General features: G+C 43.5%; 15 protein-coding genes and 1 other RNA gene. 14 read left to right on the top strand and 2 right to left on the bottom strand.

Translation table 11 applies throughout. The annotated features are described in order from the left end of the window. Window positions 1–80 precede the first annotated feature (80 nt). Entirely contained in the window at window positions 81–8,336 is an 8,256-nt protein-coding gene (locus KX728_RS07730) for an SIALI-17 repeat-containing surface protein (RefSeq protein ID WP_215804349.1), read from the top strand. Window positions 8,337–8,503: 167 nt separating this feature from the next. Here KX728_RS07730 and pbp1a read toward each other — a convergent pair whose 3' ends face one another. Continuing rightward, entirely contained in the window at window positions 8,504–10,672 is a 2,169-nt protein-coding gene (pbp1a, locus tag KX728_RS07725; RefSeq protein WP_001041840.1) for a penicillin-binding protein PBP1A, read from the bottom strand. Next, window positions 10,669–11,265: a Holliday junction resolvase RecU gene (recU, locus tag KX728_RS07720; protein ID WP_000248759.1), complete on the bottom strand. Its 597-nt coding sequence runs from the start codon at window positions 11,263–11,265 to the stop codon at window positions 10,669–10,671. Before recU ends, pbp1a begins: the two co-directional genes overlap by 4 nt. A gap of 66 nt (window positions 11,266–11,331) precedes the next feature. Between recU and KX728_RS07715 the strand changes: the two genes are divergently transcribed. The 13 genes from KX728_RS07715 to fni all read left to right on the top strand — a co-directional run bounded on the left by KX728_RS07715 (window position 11,332) and on the right by fni (window position 23,484). After that, window positions 11,332–11,859, top strand: a complete 528-nt coding sequence (locus KX728_RS07715; RefSeq protein WP_215804350.1) for an SLOG family protein — start codon at window positions 11,332–11,334, stop codon at window positions 11,857–11,859. Window positions 11,860–11,928: 69 nt separating this feature from the next. After that, a complete protein-coding gene (gene gpsB, locus KX728_RS07710) occupies window positions 11,929–12,258 on the top strand; it encodes a cell division regulator GpsB (protein WP_000146523.1) in 330 nt (109 codons plus the stop codon). Window positions 12,259–12,278: 20 nt separating this feature from the next. Then, window positions 12,279–12,660, top strand: an RNA gene (rnpB, locus tag KX728_RS07705) — RNase P RNA component class B. Window positions 12,661–12,743: 83 nt separating this feature from the next. After that, window positions 12,744–13,901: a THUMP domain-containing class I SAM-dependent RNA methyltransferase gene (locus KX728_RS07700; protein WP_215804351.1), complete on the top strand. Its 1,158-nt coding sequence runs from the start codon at window positions 12,744–12,746 to the stop codon at window positions 13,899–13,901. 12 nt (window positions 13,902–13,913) lie between these two features. Beyond that, window positions 13,914–15,359, top strand: coding sequence for a cell division site-positioning protein MapZ (gene mapZ / locus KX728_RS07695; protein WP_215804352.1), 1,446 nt, complete (start codon window positions 13,914–13,916; stop codon window positions 15,357–15,359). Window positions 15,360–15,434: 75 nt separating this feature from the next. Beyond that, window positions 15,435–16,859: an NADP-dependent phosphogluconate dehydrogenase gene (gene gnd, locus KX728_RS07690; protein ID WP_061587344.1), complete on the top strand. Its 1,425-nt coding sequence runs from the start codon at window positions 15,435–15,437 to the stop codon at window positions 16,857–16,859. 11 nt (window positions 16,860–16,870) lie between these two features. After that, a complete protein-coding gene (locus KX728_RS07685; RefSeq protein ID WP_000518005.1) occupies window positions 16,871–17,560 on the top strand; it encodes a response regulator transcription factor in 690 nt (229 codons plus the stop codon). Between the two features lie 98 nt (window positions 17,561–17,658). Next, the gene (locus KX728_RS07680; protein ID WP_215804353.1) at window positions 17,659–18,537 is read left to right on the top strand and encodes an N-acetylmuramoyl-L-alanine amidase family protein; all 879 of its coding nucleotides are present in this window, start codon (window positions 17,659–17,661) and stop codon (window positions 18,535–18,537) included. Between the two features lie 17 nt (window positions 18,538–18,554). Then, entirely contained in the window at window positions 18,555–19,574 is a 1,020-nt protein-coding gene (gene cbpC / locus KX728_RS07675; RefSeq protein WP_215804354.1) for a cell wall-binding repeat-containing protein, read from the top strand. Window positions 19,575–19,691: 117 nt separating this feature from the next. Continuing rightward, a complete protein-coding gene (gene mvk, locus KX728_RS07670; protein ID WP_215804355.1) occupies window positions 19,692–20,570 on the top strand; it encodes a mevalonate kinase in 879 nt (292 codons plus the stop codon). Then, complete coding sequence (gene mvaD / locus KX728_RS07665) at window positions 20,552–21,505, top strand: diphosphomevalonate decarboxylase (protein ID WP_215804356.1); 954 nt, start codon at window positions 20,552–20,554, stop codon at window positions 21,503–21,505. The genes mvk and mvaD overlap by 19 nt, the downstream gene beginning before the upstream one ends. Continuing rightward, window positions 21,492–22,499: a phosphomevalonate kinase gene (locus KX728_RS07660; protein WP_215804357.1), complete on the top strand. Its 1,008-nt coding sequence runs from the start codon at window positions 21,492–21,494 to the stop codon at window positions 22,497–22,499. The genes mvaD and KX728_RS07660 overlap by 14 nt, the downstream gene beginning before the upstream one ends. Continuing rightward, a complete protein-coding gene (fni, locus tag KX728_RS07655) occupies window positions 22,483–23,484 on the top strand; it encodes a type 2 isopentenyl-diphosphate Delta-isomerase (RefSeq protein ID WP_042767917.1) in 1,002 nt (333 codons plus the stop codon). The genes KX728_RS07660 and fni overlap by 17 nt, the downstream gene beginning before the upstream one ends. Window positions 23,485–23,525 lie beyond the last annotated feature (41 nt).

The raw sequence follows: 23,525 nt of genomic DNA, 5'->3' as shown, positions 1-23,525 counted from the left end.
GGACCTCTTGGTTCTCTCCTTTTTCAAAGGAGAAATGATACCGCTTACTCATGTATGCGGATGAAAGGAATAGGAGAAAGATGGATAGACATTTTTTTGAGAAACGCTGTCACTTTAGTATAAGAAAATTTGCAATCGGTGCAGCCTCCGTTATGATTGGTGCTAGTATCTTTGGCGCCAATATGGTTCAGGCGGCAGAAACAGCAACACCTTCAGAGACAGAGGGAAGTATCACTCATGTTCAAGCCCTGGATAAGTTACCAGATGATTTAGCCGCTGCGCTTGAAAAAGCGGATGCAGAAGCTGCAACAGAAGCAAGTCATGAAGAAACTCCAGCGACTGATGAGGGAACCAATCCTGCAACAAGTGAAGAGGCAAAACCAGAGACAAGTCCTGCAAGTCCCAAACCAGCAGAAACGCCGAAACCGGTTGAAACACCAAAGGCAGATAAACAAGCTGCGGAAACCCCTACACCAGCAGTAAAACCAGCTGAAAAGACAATCGAAGATAGAGAAGATGTCAACCATCTCGAGGGTGCTACTGCTCAGGCAAGCAACCATGAGACTGGTACCAACTTTACTGCGGATAAAGCTATCGATGGAGATGACAATACTCGTTGGGCTACAGACAAAGATGTACCAAAACCAACTTTTGAACTAACTCTGCCAAAGACTACCTTGATCAAACATGTAGAAATTGACTGGGATCGTCGTCTTCGTAATGGGCAAAATGACCCTAATATCAAATCTTGGAGTCTCTACTATGCAGGTCAAGAAGACGTGGGCGCTAATGGAGAAAAACAATGGAAACTAGCTCATACCAAAACTGGAGAACCTGTTTTAGATGAGAAAGTTGACCTAGCTGAAAGTATTCAAGCTAAGTACCTCAAATTAGAGATTAATGACTACCAAGCTGGTACAATGAACTGGAGAAACGTTGGTATCCAAGAAATTCGAGCTTATTCGAATATTCCTGATACAAGTAAGGTAACGGATATCCGCCAAGTAACCGAACTAACAGTAGCAGAAGATGGACAGTCTCTTGTCTTACCAACTTTACCAGGGAAAGTTAGCCTTATCGGAAGCAACAAGCAAGGTGTGATTGACCTTCAAAATCGTATCCATAAACCTCTGACAGATCAACGCGTTAAGGTTATGGTGCAGCAAATCAGAGACAGTCATACCTTTACCAAAGAGTTTGAAGTAGTCATCAAGGGCTTACATCAGGACGAAGGTGTGGGTGTGAAACCAAAAGTAGCACCAGCTGTTCAACAATGGTATGGAAAAGAAGGCCAATCTTCTATCACTTCAGATACAGTCCTTGCGACAGGAGATTCTGGCTTTGATCAGGCTGCAACCTTCTATCAGTCAGACCTTGCCAGCCGTGGATTGGAACTAGCAACAGGTGACAAGCAGGCTCAAAAACGAATCGAATTTAAAAAAGTTGAAAACAAGGGTTATGGTAAAGAAGGGTATGGCATCACTATCCAAAATGATGTGATTACCATCGAAGCTGCCACAAACACAGGAGCCTTCTACGCCACTCGTACTCTTCTTCAAATGGGAGAAAGTAACCTCCAAAATGGCGAAATTCGTGATTTCCCAAGTTTCAGCCACCGTGGCTTTATGTTGGATACAGGTCGTAAATTTATCCCTTATGACACCCTTGTAGACATCATGCTCAACATGGCCTACTACAAGATGAACGACTTGCAGTTGCACCTCAACGATAACTATATCTTCCTTAAGGAACACTTGGCAGGTAAGAGCTTAACACCAGAAGAACAACTCAAGTATGTTCTTGAACATGCCAAGACTGGTTTCCGTGTGGAGACAGACATTGTCGGTAAGAATGGTCAAAAATTGACATCAGATGAGCACTATACCAAGGAAGAAATGCAAAATCTGATTAAACTTGCCAAGGCTTTGCATATCAACCTAGTACCAGAAATTGACACACCAGGTCACGCCTTGTCCTTTGTCAAAGTCCGCCCAGACCTTATGTATCAAGGTAGTTTGAGCGATTATGCAGGCAAGCACAATGTTGAGCGCGTAGCCATGCTAGACTTGGATAACAAGTACGAAGAAACTCTTAAATTTGTCAAATCAGTTTATGACAAACTCCTCGATGGTCCAGATGCACCGCTTCATGGGGTATCAACTGTTCATATCGGAACGGATGAATACTATGGCAGCAGAGAAAGTTACCGTCGCTATGTCAATGATTTGACCCAATATATCAAGTCTAAAGGTTACACCCCTCGTATCTGGGGCTCACTCAGTGCGAAACGTGGGAACACTCCTGTTGATTGGAACGGAGTAGAGGTTGATATCTGGAGTATCGGATGGCAACGACCAAATGAAGCCATTGCTCAGGGAGCTAAGATTATCAATATCACGGATGTACCGACCTATAGTGTGCCAAGTGGAAGCAATAGTCAAGCAGCCTACGGGGACTATGCTAACTACGAACGTCAGTACAATAGCTGGACACCAAATGATTTTAGAACAGGTGGCGGTCCACTTCTACCAGCTTCTCATCCAAGTATCCTTGGTGGTGGTCACGCAGTTTGGAATGATAATATCGACCTTCATGAGACCGGTTTGACCTCTTATGATATCTTTAAACGCTTCTTCAAGAGCATGCAAACCACTGCGGAGCGCACTTGGGGATCTGACCGTGCAGCTGCGACCTTTGCAGAACGCACCCTACCAACGAGCCCTTATGCGCCACAGTCAAATCCTGATAAAGAGATTGATCAAAGCGACTTGTTTACTATCAATCCTGAAACAGTCAAGAACTATGCAAGCAAGAAGGTGAAGACAAGCGAGCAGGGATTGGCTTTTGAGAAAGACAGCAGTATCGAAGGCTTGGCTGGCGATGTTGGTCCAAGTCACGTCTTGAAGTTTGATGTAACTGTCACTGGAGACGGTGAACAAACCTTCTCAACAAGTGGGGACAACCGTATCTATCTAGCTGATAAAGACGGCTATCTTGCTTACCAGTTTGAACAGTTCCATATCCAATTCAAGAAAAAACTTGAAAAGAACAAACGTTATCAAATCTCTATTGTGACCAAACCACAATCTACAGAAGTCTATGTAGATGGTGAAAAGATTGAGCGTATCGCAAATCCAGCCCACCCTCGCTTTGCCCACAATAGCTTGGTTCTACCGCTTGAAAGCATCGGTGGTTTCAAAGGAATCTTGCATAGCGCAGAGTTGTCAGACAAACCATTTGTAAATCCTCGCTTGATTTCAAATGATAAGATTACAGCAACCGCAAGCAGTCAGCAACTTCCAGGAAACGCAACTGAAGGCGCTGTTGAAAAGGCCTTTGACAATGATCCAAATACCTTCTGGCATACTAAATGGACTGGTGACACTGCGCCATACACTCTTACTATGACCTTGAAAGAAGCAGAAAAAGTCAATGGCTTGACGTATCTCCCACGTCCAGGTGGTGGAAATGGTGTTGTGACGCGCTACGAAATCTACGCACAAAAAGATGGCCAAATGGTCAAGGTTTCAGAAGGAAGCTGGGACAACAACGCCCAAGAAAAAACAGTCAACTTTGCGGCGGTACATACCAACAAGATTGAGTTGAAAGTATTGGAAGGCGTTGGTGGTTTTGCAAGTGCAGCCGAAGTTCATCTATTGAAACCTGTCAAAGAAGAGCAAGAAACGCCTGCACCAAGTCAACCAGAAAAACCAACTACACCAGAAAAACCAAAAGTAGAGCAAACAGGTGATGGAACAGTTGAATTGGCAGATCAATTCACTGCAAGTAAACCAGCTAGCGAAGACAGCATTGCCACTGCCAGCAAGAGCGCAGACTATCTCAAGAAAGAGTACAAGGTCTTCCCAACTCCACAAAAAGTGACTTATGGAGAAGGAGTCACAGCCCTTCGCAAGCAAGTCAATCTAGTCATGGGCGATCAACTCGATATCTATACTCGCAATCGCTTGAAGAGTGTCTTGCAGGACAATCAAGTATCTTATACAACTGGTAAGGCAGCAATCGCTGGCGCAACCAATATCTATCTTGGAGTGCATGGACAAGGTTCACAAGCAGAGCAAAACTTGTCCAATGTTTCAGCAGGTCTCTTTGACAAGATTGACGCCTATGTCTTGACCATTAAGGATAACTCGATTTCTATCGTCGGGAAAGATACAGATGCAGTCTTCTATGGTTTGACAACTCTGAAACACATGCTCAAGGAAAGTCAAGTTCCAGTTCTTCGCAATGTGACAGTAGAAGATTACGCAGAGCTCAAGAACCGTGGTTTCATCGAAGGTTACTATGGAAATCCATGGTCGAATGCCGATCGTGCAGAGCTCATGCGTTATGGTGGCGATTTGAAATTGAACCAATACTTCTTTGCACCAAAAGATGATCCATATCACAACAAGAAATGGCGTGAACTCTATCCAGAAGAAAAACTAGCTGAAATCCGTGAACTTGCTCGTGTCGGAAATCAAAGTAAAACCCGCTATGTCTGGACTATTCATCCATTCATGAACAACCGCATCCGCTTTGGCAATGAAGCGCATTACCAAGAAGATTTGGCAACCATCAAGGCCAAATTTACCCAGTTGATGAAAGTGGGTGTCCGCGAATTTGGTATCCTTGCAGATGATGCTCCAAGCCCAGTCGGAGGCTACAATAGCTACAACCGCTTGATGCAAGATATGACCAAGTGGTTGACTGAAATGCAGGGAACTTACAGTGGTCTTCGTAAAGAAATGATCTTTGTTCCTGGCCAGTATTGGGGTAATGGACGTGAGGATGAGTTGAAATCCCTCAATGAAAATCTCCCAAGTTCAACATCCATGACCTTGACGGGTGGTAAGATTTGGGGTGAAGTCTCTGAAAGCTTCCTTTCAACTCTCAAGAACAATCTATCCGCAGGAGGCAAGACCTATCGCCCAGTCTCACTTTGGATTAACTGGCCTGTAACAGATAACTCTAAACAGCACTTGATTCTAGGTGGTGGTGAGAAATTCCTTCATCCGAATGTGGATCCTAGCTTGCTATCTGGTATCATGTTGAACCCAATGCAACAGTCTGAACCATCTAAGATTGCCCTCTTTTCAGGAGCTCAATACTCATGGAAACAATGGAAATCAGAAGAAGAAGCTAAGAAAATCAATGACATTGCCTTCAATTTTGTAGAAAATGGCCATTTTGAGGATAGCAAGGTATCAGCAGCCTTCCGCGAACTTGGTAAGCACATGATCAACCAAAACATGGATAATCGTGTCGTTAAACTAGAAGAATCGGTAGACTTAGCTCCAAAATTAACAGACTTCATGACCAAGCTCAAAGCTGGTCAGGATGTGACTGCCGAACGTGCAGCCTTGCGTGCAGAATTTGCCAAGATTAAAGAAGCAGCCGAACTTTACAAAGCATCAGGAGATAAAAAAATGGTTGCCCAAATCCACTATTGGTTGGATAATGCAATCGATCAAATGAATGCTCTCGATGCCTTCCTTACAGGAACTGAAGCCATGGCTACAAACGATGCAGCCAAACTTTGGGATAGTTACTATAAAGGTTTGAAATTGTACGAACAGTCTCAAACTCACACCTTCCATTATGTAGACCATATGGAAAAGGCTGAATTGGGTGTTCAACATATTCGTCCATTTATCCTATCCTTGAAGGAAGTTCTAGCGTCTGAAGTTCAAAAAGTCTTGCACCCAGACCAAATCATCAGCACCTTTATCACCAATCGAACAGGTGTAGAAGGTGGTTTGGCAGAAGTGACGGATGGCGATTTGGCAACTCATGCGATTATTAAATCACCAAATAGCATCAAGACAGGTGATTATATTGGTATGAAGTTCAACAAACCGATAGCGATTCAAACCTTGACCTTTGCTATGGGAACGCAGGCAAATCCACGTGATACCTTTAGTAAGGCAGAAGTGCAGTATCTAGATGAAAATGACAACTGGGTAACCTTGAAAGAGCCAAGCTATGTCGGAAATGAATCCCTACTTAAGTTTGAAAATCTCACTATCAAGGCCAAGGCAGTTCGCATGATTGCGACAGCAGACCGTGAGAATACCTGGTTTGCAGTTCAGGAAATTGCAGTTAACCGTCCAGTCGAAAAAGCTCGTAGCCAACAAGCAACGACAGTTAGTCTAAGCTCAAACTTAGTTTACAAACTAAATACCTCAGCCCGTCAAATCACTGATGGCAAGGACAATACAGAAGCCATGATGGCAAACGCTGACGGTAGCAATACAACTCCAGTAGATGCCTGGGCACAACTTGACCTCGGTGAAGTCAAGTCAGTCACTAAAGTTCGCCTTCGCCAAGGAACGGGTGATAAACTTGCCGCAGGTGTACTTGAGTATTCTACAGACGGTACTACTTGGCAGGAACTCGATCGCTTGTCAGGTGAGCAAGCCAAGGAAGTGACCAGAGCGATCAATGCTCGCTACATCCGAGTCCGCAATACCAAGGCCCTCGACCTCTGGTGGCGTATCCAAGACTTCTCTGTTGAGACACGTTCTGGAAACAGTGAGTTAACGGACACCAACGTGGACGCCTTGAAGGAAACGCCGGTATTGGATAGCTTGGGCAGTTACGAGCTTCAAATTCCAGCTGGAACCAAACTCCCTGCTCATAGCTATCTAGGAATGAAGCTTGACCGTATCCATCAGATCAAGAGCATCCAGCTCAAAGGTCAGGCCAACCCTGCTCTTACTCTAGAGTACTCTGCAAATGCGCAAGAATGGACGCCAGCTAGCCAGTTGGCAGACAGATCTGTAGTGAGTCATTTGGTACGTTATGTTCGTCTGGTCAATAAAACAGATCAGGAACAAGCTGTGACATCCACTTCTCTCCTTGTGACAACCAAAGAAGTGCAACCAACCAAACTAGAATCTACAACTATGGCCATTCATCCAACATACGGAAGCAATGATGTTCGTAAACTGAACAATCTAGATCAACTGTTTGACGGTGTTTACAACAACTTCGTTGAGTTTTCAGACTATGCCCGTAAAGATGGTCATGTGACCTTGAAACTTGGCAGCGAACGCACCATCAAGAAGATTAGAGCTTACATCCAAGACGGAACTCAAAACTATCTTCGTGATGGTAAGATCCAAGTCAGCCAAGACGGTAAAACTTGGACAGATGTCGTTACAGTAGGAGATGGTGTAGCTAATAGTACACACGATGATTCATTGACAGATGGTTGGACACATGATTCTAAGATGCCAGGAAATCGCTACATCGAAGGTGAATTGACGACACCAGTCAAAGCCAACTATCTCCGTGTCCTCTATACGGCAGACTATGATGCCCGTTTTGTAGGTTTTACAGAATTGGTCATCAACGATGGTGAGTTTGTCAAACCAATCAATGATCCAACAGTAGAAGGAAGTAGTGGAGAAAGCCAAGGCAACTTCTACAATAATCTTGTAGACGGCAAAGTCTTGACCAGCTACAAGTCTGAAAAAGACAAGGGCGAATTGGTGTATCACTTGTCTGAGCCAACTAATGCCAACCACCTTCGTCTCGTTTCCAGTCTTCCTGAAGGAGCTAAGGCACGTGTTCTTGCTAGAACACTTAAGGATGGCCAAGACAGTTGGCTAGACCTCGGTGCCATTACATCCAGTCTCCAAACCTTCGCTATCCGAAATAGTGGCTCTCTTCTAGACGTCAAATTAGTCTGGGAAGGTGGCAAGGCTGAGTTTTATGAATTGGCAAGCTTCCATCAAGAATTAACAGAAGAACCGGTTCAATCAAGCAAGGGCGAAGAGCCAGCACCCGTTCTTGACGTTCCTGAATTCACAGGTGGTGTCAATGCAGTTGAAGCCCTAGTACATGAACTTCCAGAGTACACAGGCGCATTAGCAACAGTAGGTGACCAAGCTGCTCCAATAGTAGAGAAACCTGAGTTCAAGGGTGGTGTCAATGCAGTTGAAGCCCTAGTACATGAACTTCCAGAGTACACAGGCCCAGTAGCGACAGTAGGTGACCAAGCTGCTCCAACAGTAGAGAAACCTGAGTTCAAGGGTGGTGTCAATGCAGTGATGGCTCTAGTGCATGAATTGCCAGAATACACAGGCCCGCTAGCAACAGTAGGTGATCAAGCTGCTCCAACAGTAGAGAAACCTGAGTTTAAACTGAGCTCACTTGCTTCAGATGAAGGTAAGGCACCGGCACCGGAACTAAAACAAGAAGTGACGAAGCGAGAAACAGCTGAACAAAGCTTGCCAGCAACAGGTGAGAGTCAATCTGACACAGCCCTCTTCCTAGCAGGTGTTAGCCTAGCCCTATCTGCTCTCTTTGTAGCAAAAACGAAGAAAGATTAGTATTTAGTAAAACCTCTTAACAAGATTACGAAATCCGTTTCCTATCTTTCCCAATGAGGTTTATAGTACAGAAAAAGCCTGAGAAGATGTCTTCTCAGGCTTTTGTTAAGCACATAAATGCAATAGTGCTATGAAAAAATCACCCAGAAAAATCCGGGTGATAAATGTTATGGTTGTGCTGGTTGAGGATTCTGATTTTGATTCTGGTTTTGTTGACCAGGCGTTGTATTTGGTTGCTGGTTATTGGTATTATTGTTTGCACTATTATTCGTGCTTGGAGTAGTTGAGCTTGACTGTGAAGTTGAACTTTCTGATGTCGAGCTCGAACTTTCAGGTGTTGGGGCTTGTTGCGGAGCAGGGGCAGTCCATGCAGAACGAGCACCGTTTTTAAAGACGAACTCACCACTTCGATAGAGGCCTTCTGGCATAGTCCAGTCGCCAGGGTTGTTATCCTCAGACAGATAAGTCATCATTGAACGGTAAACCTTAGCTGCAACATAGAAGCCATCACCAACGATAGGAGTAAGGCGGTTTGAGTAACCTGTCCATACCGCCATTGAATATTTGCGAGTATAACCAACAAACATTTCGTCTGGAGCTACATAACCAGTATTTTTGATGTAGTTTTCAATTTCATCATCTGTATAGTTTGATGTACCAGTCTTACCAGCTTGAGGTAGCCAAGGGAGATAAGCACCACGACCAGTTCCGTATGCTAAGACAGTCTTCATCATTTCTGTCATCATATAGGCGGTCGTCTCTTTCATGGCACGAGTACCAGGATCAGCGTATTCTTTTGAGCTACCATCGCTAAAGACGATTTTGTTGATATACATTGGTTTATGGTAGATACCACCGTTAGCAAAAGCAGCGTAAGCAGCAGCCATTTTCTCACTACTTGCTCCGTACTTTTTGTTTGACTCAGTTGTATTACTTGAAATCGCGTTGGCATAGTGCATATCGGGATAGTCAATACCGATTCCATTTAGGAAGGTCTTGGCTCTGTCCAAACCAACTTTGTTCAAGGTTTCTACAGCTGTAACGTTCCGTGATTGTTGGAGCGCATATTGGATGGTGATGTTTCCAAAATAACTTCTATCCCAGTTGTAAACAGGGGTATCTGTACCAGGATAGTTGTATGGAACATCATGTACAATCGAAGCAGTTGAGTCGTAGATGTCATACTCTAAGGCAGGAGCATAGTCTGTGATTGGCTTCATGGTAGAACCCCAGTCACGGTTGGTTTCAACAGCTTGGTTGATTCCGAAGGAAACATTGCTTGATTGGTGACGAGAACCTAACTGAGCAATAACTTTCCCGTTTGTCACATCCACGATTGTTGAAGCCACTTGCATTTCATCATCAGGATAGTTGACATACTCGTCGGTATTGTAGATATCCCAGAGATGTTGTTGAACTTTAGGATCAACGTTGGTGTAGACGTCCATACCAGTCGTTAAGAGATTGTAGCCTGTTTCTTGTTCGACTTGATCGATTACCTCTTTGAGATAGTTGTCCATGTATGGAGGATAACTATTAGCTGATTTTAGACTTTGAAGTCCATCTGTAATCGGAGTATTAATCGCTTTTTCATATTGCTCAGCTGAAATGTAACCTTGCCCCTTCATCTCAGAGAGGACGAGATTACGACGTTCTTGAGCAGCTTCTGGATGCGAGTATGGATCATACTGGTTTGGAGCCTGAGGCATACCAGCAAGGAGAGCCAATTGAGGAATACTTAGATCTTTGAGATCCTTGCCATAGTAACTTTGGGCAGCTGTCTGCATTCCGTAGTTCCCGTTTGACATGTAAACCTTGTTGATGTAGTAGGTCAAGATCTCTTGTTTAGTCGCTTTTTGTTCTAGCTGAACGGCTAACCAAGCTTCCTGGGCCTTACGAGAAAGGGTTTGATCAGAAGTTGACGTAGAGAAATAAGTTAACTTAATCAACTGCTGCGTCAAGGTGGAAGCTCCTTGCAGACCTCCACCACCACGAAGGTTTCGTAGGGTAGCACCTAGGATACGGATTGTGTCGATTCCTCGGTGATTAAAGAAGCGATGGTCCTCAATCGAAACAATAGCGTTGACCAAATCGGTCGGTATTTCGTTTGCTTGGGCATTGACTCGACGTTCCGATCCAAGATCAGCAATAAGCTCGTCATTGCTATCATAGATCTTACTTGACGTTGTAGCAACTAGTTTACTTTCAGAAAGTTCTGGAGCCTTGCTAACATAGTAGAGGAAGAGACCTCCACCAAGCATTACAGCTGCGATAAATACAGTTAAGAGACTGATGCTGACATACTTAGCTATTCGCAGAAAAGTTTGTTTGTTCATCTTGTTTTACCACCTAGTAAATGTTCTTTGATAATGTCGAGGTAGGGAATTTGAGGAAAGGCACCAGGCTCAATCCTATATCCATTTTCTCGAATATATCCAAGTGGCATTGACTTCTGTCCCTTATCTTGATGATAGAAACGGATGAGGTCAATAGCCGGTAATAAGTAGGTTTCTTGCTGAGAAGAAAAGTGAAGGAGTACAAAGCAGATTCCTTGCTGGGCAAGGACTTGTTCCATATGCTGGATCTGATGGGGATGAAAATTCTTCATCGGTATCGCATGTTTTTGCCTGGTTTCCTTTGCTTCAAAGTCGATGTAGTATCCATCATAAACCCCTGAATAGTCAGTAGTTGAGGCTTGTCTAAAGTAGGCTTCAACAATCTTGGCACGACTTCGTTGGGGATAATCAACACGTACAATTTGGATGGGAGTCGGTTTCTTGTGAATAACAGCTAACCCATGCGACAAATAGTAGTCGTTCGTAGCATTGATCATCTTTTCAAAAGACATTCCCCGATTTGCGAAATTTTTAGTTTGTGACAGGGGTGCTTGCCTCTTTTGAGATGAAATTTTATGTGGATAGTTGACCATAATTCTCCTTATTGGTACAATAACATCACTCTATTATATCATAAATTTACAAAGAAAGGGTTAAAAATGACATCAGCCTTGATTTTAGGCTATTCAGCCTTCGACCTTGGTCTCTTTAATGACAAGGATATTCGCGTTGATATTATCAAAACAGCCATTCGGAGAGACCTGGAACGTTTAGTAGAGGATGGGGTGACCTGGCTTGTCTTTACAGGGACTTTGGGCTTTGAGTACTGGGCGCTTCAGGTAGCGAAAGACATGAAAGCAGACTATGGATTTCAGCTGGCGACCATTTTTGATTTTGAAACCCATGGCAGTAATTGGAATGAAGCAAATCAAGCCAAATTGAGTGAGTTCAAGCAGGTTGATTTTGTCAAATACGCCTATCCACAATATGAGCACAAGGGACAATTACGCGATTATCAAAAATTTCTGCTGGAAAATACAGATACTTGTTACCTTTTTTACGACGAAGAAAACGAAACCAAGTTACGATATTTTTACCAAATGATGAAAAATCAAGCGGACTATGTTACAAGAAGATTAACATTTGAGGACTTGAATGAAATAGTCGAAAATTTTTCTGAAAAGTAAGCCTTTGACCTTGATTTTTACTTGTCTTTTTTTATATAATAATACTAGTAAACCAGAATGGAGAGAGACATGGCAAGTATTATATTTTCAGCGAAAGATATTTTTGAACAAGAATTTGGACGTGAAGTACGTGGATATAGCAAAGCAGAGGTAGATGAATTCCTAGACGATGTGATTAAGGACTATGAAACCTACGCAGCTTTGGTCAAATCCCTTCGTCAAGAGATTGCTGATTTGAAGGAAGAATTATCTCATAAACCACAGGTAGCTCCAACTCAACCAGACTCTATTGAAGTAACAGCTTCTACCTCAATGACAAACTTTGATATTTTGAAACGCTTAAATCGTCTCGAAAAAGAAGTATTTGGTAAGCAAATCTTAGACAACCAAGATTTATAATTGACTAAGGAATGAGTGCAATTTTTGGATAATCGCGTGAAGAGGTTCTCTTTTCATGAGGAAAGTCCATGCTAGCACAGGCTGTGATGCCTGTAGTGTTTGTGCTAGGCGAATCCATAAGCCTAGGGACGAGAAATCGTTACGGCAGTCGAAATGGCTAAGTCTTCGGATAGGTCAAAATAGGCTTGAAAGTGCCACAGTGACGGAGTCTTTCTGGAAACAGAGAGAGTGGAACGCGGTAAACCCCTCAAGCTAGCAACCCAAATTTTGGTCGGGGCATGGAGTGCACGGAAACGAACGTAGTACTCTGACTGCTAGCAGATTTATGCTGTTAGCAGTAGACAGATGATTATCGAAGGAAGTGGTCCTAGTCACTTCTGGAACAAAACATGGCTTATAGAAAATTGCATATAGGTTGGGGCTGAGAAATCTTTCTCAACCTCATTTTTTAAAGTGAACAAGAGAAAGGTCTTGCAAGACTAGAAATGAAAGAACAATTTAATTTAATCGCAACTGCTGCGGCGGGTCTTGAGGCTGCCGTTGGACGTGAGGTGCGAGACCTTGGTTATGATTGCCAGGTTGAAAATGGGCGTGTTCGCTTTCAAGGAGATGTGAAGGCAATCATCGAGACCAACCTTTGGCTTCGCGCAGCGGACCGCATTAAGATTGTAGTCGGAAGTTTTCCAGCTAAGACTTTTGAAGAGCTTTTTCAAGGTGTTTTTGCTCTAGATTGGGAAAACTATCTCCCTCTAGGAGCACGTTTCCCGATATCAAAGGCAAAATGTGTCAAGTCTAAACTCCACAACGAGCCCAGTGTTCAGGCTATTTCCAAGAAGGCTGTTGTGAAGAAATTACAAAAACACTATGCCCGTCCAGAAGGAGTTCCCTTGATGGAAACTGGTCCCGAGTTTAAGATAGAGGTATCTATCCTGAAAGATGTGGCAACTGTCATGATTGATACGACAGGTTCTAGCCTTTTTAAACGTGGTTATCGTACTGAAAAGGGTGGGGCGCCGATCAAGGAAAATATGGCAGCGGCCATTTTACAACTCTCTAACTGGTATCCAGACAAGCCCTTGATTGATCCGACCTGCGGGTCAGGAACTTTCTGTATCGAGGCGGCTATGATTGCCAGAAAGATGGCTCCAGGCCTTCGCCGTTCCTTTGCTTTTGAGGAATGGAACTGGGTCAGCGATCGGTTAATCCAAGAAGTTCGCACAGAGGCGGCTAAGAAAATGGATCGTGAACTTGAGCTGGACATTATGGGCTGTGATATTGATGCTCGCATGGTGGAGATTGCCAAGGCAAATGCCCAAGCAGCAGGCGTCGCAGGTGATATCACCTTTAAGCAAATGCGGGTACAGGACTTGCGTACAGACAAGATTAATGGCGTTATCATTTCCAATCCACCATATGGGGAACGCTTGTCTGATGATGCAGGAGTTACCAAGCTCTATGCTGAGATGGGACAAGTCTTTGCACCACTGAAAACGTGGAGTAAGTTTATCCTGACGAGTGACGAAGCTTTTGAAAGCAAGTACGGAAGTCCAGCTGATAAAAAGCGAAAACTCTATAACGGGACCTTAAAAGTGGATTTGTATCAATACTTTGGTCAGCGTGTCAAACGCCAAGAGGTAAAATAGAAAGGTGAACTCATGAGTAAGAAAAGACGTGATCGTCATAAAAAAGGACATCAAGAACCACAATTCGACTTTGACGAAGCAAAAGACTTGACTGTTGGTCAAGTCATTCGTAAGAATGAAGAGGTTGAAGCAGGAGTATTGCCTGAGGACAGTATCTTAGACAAATACATCAAACAACACCGTGAAGAAATCGAAGCCGACAAGTTTGAAACTCGTCAGTTTAAAAAAGAAGAACTGGCTTCTACTCAAAACCTAGAGGAAATGATCCAAGAAGTGCGAGAATCTAGTGAGACTTCTGATCAGGTAGACGATTCAGACCTGGTTGCTGAGGAATCTATTGAAGAGATAGGAAATGAAGAGACTACTCAGTTTGTTCCACCACTTCAAGATGAAGAAAATGCTGAAATAGAGCCTCTCGTTTTAACAGAAACAGAGCCCAAGGAAATAAACGAGGAACAAGAAGAGGAGGCCTATACACCTCTATCACGTTCGGCTCAAACAGAACCTGAAACAGGCTCTAAGAAGAAAGGTGTCATCATCATTGCTTCTGTAGTAGCTGCAATCCTTGTGCTTGCTGGAACATATTATGTCTACCGTCAAGTATCTCGTTCAAACCAAGAGATCCAGTCTTCTCAAGCAGCCTCTTCGGATGATCAAGGGACACAAACAGCTTTGAAAGACTTCAATGATCTCTATGATACTTTCTATACAGATGCTAATAAGACTGCTCTGAAAAACAGCCAGTTTGATAAATTGAGCCAACTGAAAACCTTGCTAGATAAGTTAGAAGGTAGCCGTGATTATACACTAGCTAAGTCAAGATATGATAGCCTAGCAACTCAAATCAAGGCCATTCAAGATGTCAATGCCCTCTTTGAAAGCCCAGCAATCACTGACGGTGTCTTGGATACCAATGCGAAAGCCAAAGCAGACGCTAAATTTACAGAAATCAAGACAGGGAACACAGAACTAGACAAACTCTTGGATAAGGCCATTAGTCTTGGCAAGAGCCAACAAACCAGTGCTTCCAGCTCAAGTTCGAGCTCTAGCACGAGTCAAGCAAGCTCAAGTTCAGCTACAGAAAGCAATTCAAGTAGTACGACACCTTCAACAAGCACTACGGCACCAGCTAGAGATACGAATGGTGGTTTGTCTGGCGATGGGGTTAATCTTCAAAGAAGTGCTAGTCGTGTACCTTACAACCAATCAGCTGTAGATGATAGCAACAACCCTGCTTGGACCTTTGCGGATGGTGTATTGGAACAAGTCCTAGCAACATCACGTGCTCGTGGCTATATCACTGGCAATCAATATATCCTAGAACGTGTCAATATCGTAAACGGAAATGGTTATTACAACCTCTATAAACCAGATGGAACCTATCTCTTCACCCTCAACTGTAAGACTGGTTACTTTGTAGGGAATGGTTCTGGTCATGCGGATGACTTGGACTACTAGGAGACCGTTACAAAATTCTTTCCTTTCATAGGTAAAAATGATAAAATAAAACATATTAAACAAGAGGAGTGTCACATGACAAAAGCTAACTTTGGTGTCGTAGGTATGGCCGTAATGGGTCGTAACCTTGCCCTAAATATCGAATCTCGTGGTTATACAGTTGCCATTTACAACCGTAGTAAAGAAAAAACAGAAGATGTAATTGCCTGTCATCCTGAAAAGAACTTTGTGCCAAGCTATGACGTGGAAAGCTTTGTAAACTCAATCGAAAAACCTCGTCGTATCATGCTCATGGTTCAAGCTGGACCTGGTACAGACGCAACTATCCAAGCTCTTCTTCCCCACCTTGACAAGGGTGATATCTTGATTGATGGAGGAAACACTTTCTACAAAGATACTATCCGTCGTAATGAAGAACTAGCAAACTCAGGTATCAACTTTATCGGTACTGGAGTTTCTGGTGGTGAAAAAGGTGCCCTTGAAGGTCCTTCTATCATGCCTGGTGGACAAAAAGAAGCCTACGAATTGGTTGCTGATGTTCTTGAAGAAATCTCAGCTAAAGCACCAGAAGATGGCAAACCATGTGTGACTTACATCGGTCCTGATGGAGCTGGTCACTATGTGAAAATGGTCCACAACGGTATCGAGTATGGTGATATGCAATTGATCGCAGAAAGCTATGACCTCATGCAACACTTGCTTGGCCTTTCTGCAGAAGACATGGCTGAAATCTTTACTGAGTGGAACAAGGGTGAATTGGACAGCTACTTGATCGAAATCACAGCTGATATCTTGAGCCGTAAAGACGATGAAGGTCAAGATGGCCCAATCGTAGACTACATCCTTGATGCTGCAGGTAACAAGGGAACTGGTAAATGGACTAGCCAATCAGCACTTGACCTTGGTGTGCCATTGTCACTCATCACTGAGTCAGTCTTTGCCCGCTACATCTCCACATACAAAGAAGAGCGTGTACATGCTAGCAAGGTCCTTCCAAAACCAGCTACTTTCAAATTTGAAGGTGACAAGGCTGAGTTGATCGAAAAGATTCGTCAAGCCCTTTACTTCTCAAAAATCATTTCATACGCACAAGGTTTTGCCCAATTGCGTGTGGCTTCTAAAGAAAATAACTGGAACTTGCCATTTGCGGATATCGCATCTATCTGGCGTGATGGCTGTATCATCCGTTCTCGTTTCTTGCAAAAGATCACAGATGCTTACAACCGCGATGCTGATCTTGCAAACCTTCTCTTGGATGAGTACTTCTTGGATGTTACTGCCAAGTACCAACAAGCAGTGCGTGATATCGTAGCTCTTGCTGTTCAAGCTGGTGTACCAGTGCCAACTTTCTCAGCAGCTATTACTTACTTTGATAGCTACCGTTCAGCTGACCTTCCTGCTAACTTGATCCAAGCGCAACGTGACTACTTTGGTGCCCACACTTACCAACGTAAAGACAAAGAAGGAACATTCCACTACTCTTGGTATGACGAAAAATAAGTAGGTCTGCCATGGGGAAACGGATTTTATTACTTGAGAAAGAACGAAATCTCGCTCATTTTCTCAGTCTGGAACTCCAAAAAGAGCAATACCGTGTTGATCTGGTAGAGGAGGGGCAAAAAGCCCTCTCCATGGCTCTCCAGACAGATTATGACTTGATTTTACTGAATGCTCGTCTGGGGGATATGACGGCCCAGGATTTTGCAGAGAGGCTGAGTCGGACAAAACCTGCCTCAGTGATTATGGTCTTGGACCATCGCGAAGAATTGCAAGACCAGATTGAGACAATCCAGCGCTTCGCCGTTTCTTACATCTATAAGCCAGTGATTATTGATCAGCTGGTGGCTCGTATTTCAGCGATTTTCCGAGGTCGGGACTTTATCGACCAACACTGTAGTCAGATGAAGGTCCCAACGTCTTACCGCAATTTGCGTATGGATGTAGAACATCATACCGTTTATCGTGGCGAGGAGATGATTGCTCTGACGCGCCGTGAGTATGACCTTTTGGCCACTCTCATGGGAAGCAAGAAGGTCTTGACTCGTGAGCAGTTGTTGGAAAGTGTTTGGAAGTACGAAAGTGCGACAGAAACCAATATCGTGGATGTTTATATCCGTTATCTACGTAGCAAGCTTGATGTAAAAGGTCAAAAAAGCTACATTAAAACCGTGCGTGGTGTTGGGTACACCATGCAAGAATAGAAAAGCAGTTGCAGTTGTGTAACTGCTTTTTTGAGCAATTTCTATATATTGACATACAATAAAGTCTTTGCTACAATCAGTTATGGAGGAAAGATCTAATGAAAATAGTAAAAAAAATAATGCAAGTTGGACTGACAGTCTTTTTCTTTGCTTTGCTAGTGACAAGCACCGTCTTTGCGGATGATGCTGATTCAGAAGGCTGGCAATTTGTCCAAGAAAATGGTAGAACCTACTATAAAAAGGGTGAGATCAAAGAAACCTACTGGCGAGTGATTGATGGGAAGACCTATTATTTTGATCCTTTATCTGGAGAGATGGTTGTCGGCTGGCAGTATATACCTGCTCCACACAAAGGGGTTACGATTGGTCCTTCTCCAAGACAAGAGATTGCTTTTAGACCAGATTGGTTTTACTTTGGTCAAGATGGGGTACTACAAGAATTTGTTGGCAAGCAAGTGTTAGAAGCAAAAACTGCTACAAACACCAACAAACATCATGGGGAACAATATGATAGCCCAGCAGAGAAACGAGTCTATTATTTTGAAGATCAGCGTAGTTATCACACTTTAAAAACTGGTTGGGTTCATGATGAGGGACGCTGGTATTATTTGCAGAAGGATGGTGGCTTTGATTCTCGCATCAACAGATTGCCTGTTGGGGAGCTAGTGCGTGGCTGGACCAATGATAACTCAACTTGGTACTATCTAGATCCAACAACTGCTATAATGCAAACTGGTTGGAAACAACTTGGCAATAAGTGGTACTATCTCCGTTCATCAGGAGCTATGGCAACTGGTTGGGTGAAAGACGGTTCAACTTGGTACTACCTAAATGCAAGTAATGGAGATATGAAGACAGGTTGGACCAAAGTAAATGGAAACTGGTATTATCTCAATTCAAATGGAGCAATGGTTACAGGTAGCCAAACTATCGATGGTAAAGTTTATAATTTCGCCTCATCTGGTGAGTGGATTTAATATTGGAGGGTATATAGATGAAAATTTTGAAAAAAATGATGCAAATCGCATTAGCAGTCTTTTTCTTTGGTTTGCTAGCTACAAATACTGTATTTGCGGATACCACAGGTGGCCAATTTGTTGATAAGGATAATAGAAAATATTATGTAAAAGATGATCATAAAGCAATCTATTGGCATAAAATAGACGGTAAAACTTACTATTTTGGTGATAGAGGAGAGATGGTTGTCGGTTGGCAATACGTAGAAATTCATGGAACAAGTTATCGTGATAATTTATTTAATAATCGTCCAGTCTTAGAAATTGGCCTTCAACAGAAGTGGTACTATTTTGGACAAGATGGTGCTTTGCTAGAACAAACAGATAAACAAGTACTAGAGGCAAAAACGTCTGAAAATACAGGAAAAGTATACGGTGAACAATATACTCCATCTGCTGAAAAGAGAACTTATTATTTTGATAATAATTATGCTGTAAAGACTGGCTGGACTTATGAAGACGGCAATTGGTATTATTTAAATAAGCTAGGAATTTCTGGCGATGATTCTTACAATCCACTACCAATTGGTGAAGTTGCTAAGGGTTGGACTCAAGATTTCCATGTTACTTTTGGCATTGATAGAAGCAAACCTGCTCCATGGTACTACTTAGATCCAACAACTGGCATCATGCAAACAGGTTGGCAACATCTTGGTAATAAATGGTACTATCTCCGTTCATCAGGATCTATGGCGACTGGCTGGTATCAGGAAGGTACCACTTGGTATTATTTAGACCAACCAAATGGCGATATGAAAACTGGTTGGCAAAACCTTGGGAACAAATGGTACTATCTCCGTTCATCAGGATCTATGGCAACTGGCTGGTATCAGGAAGGTTCGACTTGGTATTATCTACATACAAGTAATGGCGATATGAAGACAGGCTGGTTCCTGGTTAATGGAAAATGGTACTATGCTTATAGCTCAGGTGCTTTGGCGGTGAATACTACCGTAGATGGCTACTACGTCAACTATAATGGCGAATGGGTTCAATAATGAAAGAGGCGATTGTGAAGGAAACAATCGCTTTTTTTGTGAAAATATAATAAAATAGATAGGAGAAAATACTACTGTATGAAATGAGACGGTCTTTCCGTCTGGTTAAAGGAAAACATGACAAAAAAAGTTGGTGTCGGTCAGGCACATAGTAAGATAATTTTAATAGGAGAGCATGCGGTAGTCTACGGCTATCCTGCCATTTCCCTGCCTCTCTTAGAGGTGGAAGTGACTTGCAAGGTGGTCCCTGCTGAAAGTCCGTGGCGTCTTTATGAGGAGGATACCTTGTCCATGGCAGTGTATGCCTCGTTAGAATATTTAGAGATTAAAGAAGCCTGCATTCGATGTGAGATTGACTCGGCTATCCCTGAAAAACGGGGGATGGGTTCGTCAGCGGCTATCAGCATAGCAGCCATTCGTGCGGTATTTGACTACTATCAAGCCGAACTGCCTCATGATGTACTAGAAATCTTGGTCAATCGGGCTGAAATGATTGCCCATATGAATCCAAGTGGTTTGGATGCTAAGACCTGTCTCAGTGACCAGCCCATTCGCTTTATCAAGAATGTTGGTTTTACAGAGCTTGAGATGGAACTATCAGCCTATTTGGTCATTGCCGATACGGGCGTTTATGGTCATACTCGTGAAGCCATTCAAGTAGTTCAAAATAAGGGCAAGGATGCCCTACCGTTTTTGCATGCTTTAGGAGAATTGACCCAGAAGGCAGAGGATGCGATTTCACAAAAAGATGCTGAAGGATTGGGACAAATCCTCAGTCAAGCGCATTTACATTTAAAAGAAATTGGTGTCAGTAGCCCTGAAGCAGACTCTTTGGTTGAAACGGCTCTTAACCATGGTGCTCTGGGTGCCAAGATGAGCGGTGGTGGGCTAGGAGGTTGTATTATCGCCTTGGCAACCAATTTGACTCAAGCACAAGAACTAGCAGAAAGATTAGAAGAGAAAGGAGCTGTTCAGACATGGATAGAGAGCCTGTAACAGTACGTTCCTACGCAAATATTGCCATTATCAAATACTGGGGAAAGAAAAAAGAAAAAGAGATGGTACCTGCCACTAGCAGTATCTCTCTGACTTTGGAAAATATGTACACGGAGACGACCTTGTCGTCGCTACCGACGGATGCGACTGCCGATGCCTTTTATATCAATGGTCAGTTACAAAATGAGGCTGAGCATGCCAAGATGAGCAAAATAATCGACCGCTACCGTCCAGATGGTGAGGGCTTTGTTCGTATCGACACTCAAAACAATATGCCTACCGCAGCGGGCTTGTCCTCAAGTTCTAGCGGTTTGTCCGCCTTAGTCAAGGCTTGCAACGCTTATTTTCAGCTTGCTTTGAATCGGAGCCAGTTGGCGCAGGAGGCTAAGTTTGCCTCAGGTTCTTCCTCTCGCAGTTTTTATGGACCGCTAGGTGCCTGGGATAAGGATAGCGGGGAAATTTACCCTGTAGAGACAGACTTGAAACTAGCTATGATTATGTTGGTGCTAGAGGACAAGAAAAAAACAATCTCTAGCCGTGATGGGATGAAACTTTGTGTGGAAACCTCGACGACCTTTGATGACTGGGTGCGCCAGTCTGAGAAGGATTATCAGGATATGCTAGTTTATCTCAAAGAAAATGATTTTGCCAAGGTTGGGGAATTGACTGAGAAAAATGCCCTAGCCATGCACGCTACGACCAAGACTGCTAGTCCAGCCTTTTCTTATCTAACGGATGCTTCCTATGAAGCCATGGACTTTGTTCGCCAGCTTCGTGAGCAAGGTGAAGCCTGCTACTTTACCATGGATGCCGGTCCCAATGTCAAGGTCCTCTGTCAGGAGAAAGACTTGGAGCATTTATCAGAAATCTTTGGTCAACGTTACCGCCTGATTGTGTCAAAAACAAAGGATTTGAGTCAAGATGATTGCTGTTAAAACTTGCGGAAAGCTCTATTGGGCTGGTGAATATGCTATTTTAGAGCCAGGACAGTTAGCCTTGATAAAAGCTATCCCCATCTATATGAAGGCTGAGATTGCTTTTTCTGAGAACTATCGTATCTACTCAGACATGTTTGATTTCGCAGTGGACTTAACACCAAATCCTGCCTACAGTTTGATTCAAGAAACAATTGCTTTGGTGAATGACTTCCTCGCTGATCGTGGGCAGACCTTGCGACCTTTTTCCTTGGCAATCCGTGGCAAAATGGAACGAGAAGGGAAAAAGTTTGGTCTAGGCTCTAGCGGTAGTGTTGTTGTCTTGGTGATCAAGGCCCTGCTGGCTCTATATGATATTACGGTTGATCAGGATTTCTTGTTCAAGCTGGCTAGCGCGGTCTTACTCAAGCGAGGAGACAATGGTTCTATGGGAGACCTTGCCTGTATTGTGGCAGAGGATTTGGTTCTCTACCAGTCTTTTGATCGAAAGAAGGTGGCTGCTTGGCTAAAAGAAGAAAACTTGGCGACAGTTTTAGAGTGTGATTGGGGCTTTTCGATCTCACAAGTGCAACCAGCTCTAGAATGTGATTTCCTAGTTGGATGGACCAAGCAAGTGGCTGTATCGAGTCAAATGGTTCAGCAAATCAAGCAAAACATCAATCAGAATTTTTTAAGTTCCTCAAAAGCAACGGTGTCTGCTTTGGTAGAAGCCTTGGAGCAGGGGAATGCAGAAAAAATTATCGAGCAGGTGGAAACAGCTAGTCGACTTTTAGAAGGCTTGAGCGCAGATATTTACACACCTTCGCTGAGACAGTTGAAAGAAGCCAGTCAAGATTTGCAGGCTGTTGCCAAGAGTAGTGGTGCTGGTGGTGGTGACTGTGGCATTGCCTTGAGTTTTGATGAGCAATCAACTGAAACCTTAAAAAATCGTTGGGCCAATCTGGGGATTGAGCTCTTATACCAAGAAAGGATAGGACATGACGACAAATCGTAAGGACGAGCACATCCGCTATGCCCTTGAGCAGAAAAGTTCCTATAATAGCTTTGATGAGGTGGAGTTGATTCATTCTTCCCTGCCTCTTTATGACCTAGATGAGATTGATTTGTCTACAGAGTTTGCAGGTCGAAAGTGGGACTTTCCTTTTTATATCAATGCCATGACAGGTGGGAGCAAAAAAGGTAAAGAAATCAATCAAAAGCTGGCTCAGGTGGCAGAAGCCTGTGGGATTTTGTTTGTGACGGGATCTTATAGCGCAGCCCTAAAAAATCCTACAGATGACTCTTTTTCTGTCAAGACTAGCCATCCAAATCTCCTCCTTGGAACCAATATTGGATTGGACAAGCCTGTCGAGTTGGGACTTCAGACTGTAGAAGCGATGGATCCACTTCTCCTGCAAGTGCATGTCAATGTCATGCAGGAATTACTCATGCCAGAGGGAGAAAGAAAGTTTCGAAGCTGGCAATCGCATCTAGCAGATTATAGCAAGCAAATCCCAGTTCCTATTGTCCTAAAGGAAGTGGGGTTTGGGATGGATGCCAAGACTATCGAAAGAGCCTATGAACTGGGTGTTCGAACGGTTGACCTGTCAGGTCGTGGTGGCACCAGCTTTGCCTATATCGAAAACCGTCGCAGTGGTCAACGTGATTACCTCAATCAATGGGGCCAGTCTACTATGCAAGCCCTTCTCAATGCCCAAGACTGGAAAGACAAGGTCGAACTCTTGGTCAGTGGAGGGGTTCGTAATCCGCTGGATATGATTAAGTGCCTGATCTTTGGAGCCAAGGCTGTGGGAATGTCACGGACAGTTCTGGAATTGGTTGAAACCTACTCGGTCGAGGAAGTGATTAGCATCATCCAAGGGTGGAAAGACGATCTGCGTTTGATCATGTGTGCCCTTAATTGTGCCACCATAGCGGATCTGCAAAAAGTTGACTACATTCTTTATGGCAAACTAAAAGAAGCAAAAGATCAGATGTAGAGAGGTCGGGACAAGAATCCCGCCCTTTTTTGTAGCCTTTT

Origin of the sequence: Streptococcus oralis (assembly GCF_019334565.1) — a bacterium.
In the GTDB taxonomy this organism is placed as follows: domain Bacteria; phylum Bacillota; class Bacilli; order Lactobacillales; family Streptococcaceae; genus Streptococcus; species Streptococcus oralis_CR.
This window is presented reverse-complemented; position numbering and strand designations above follow the sequence as displayed.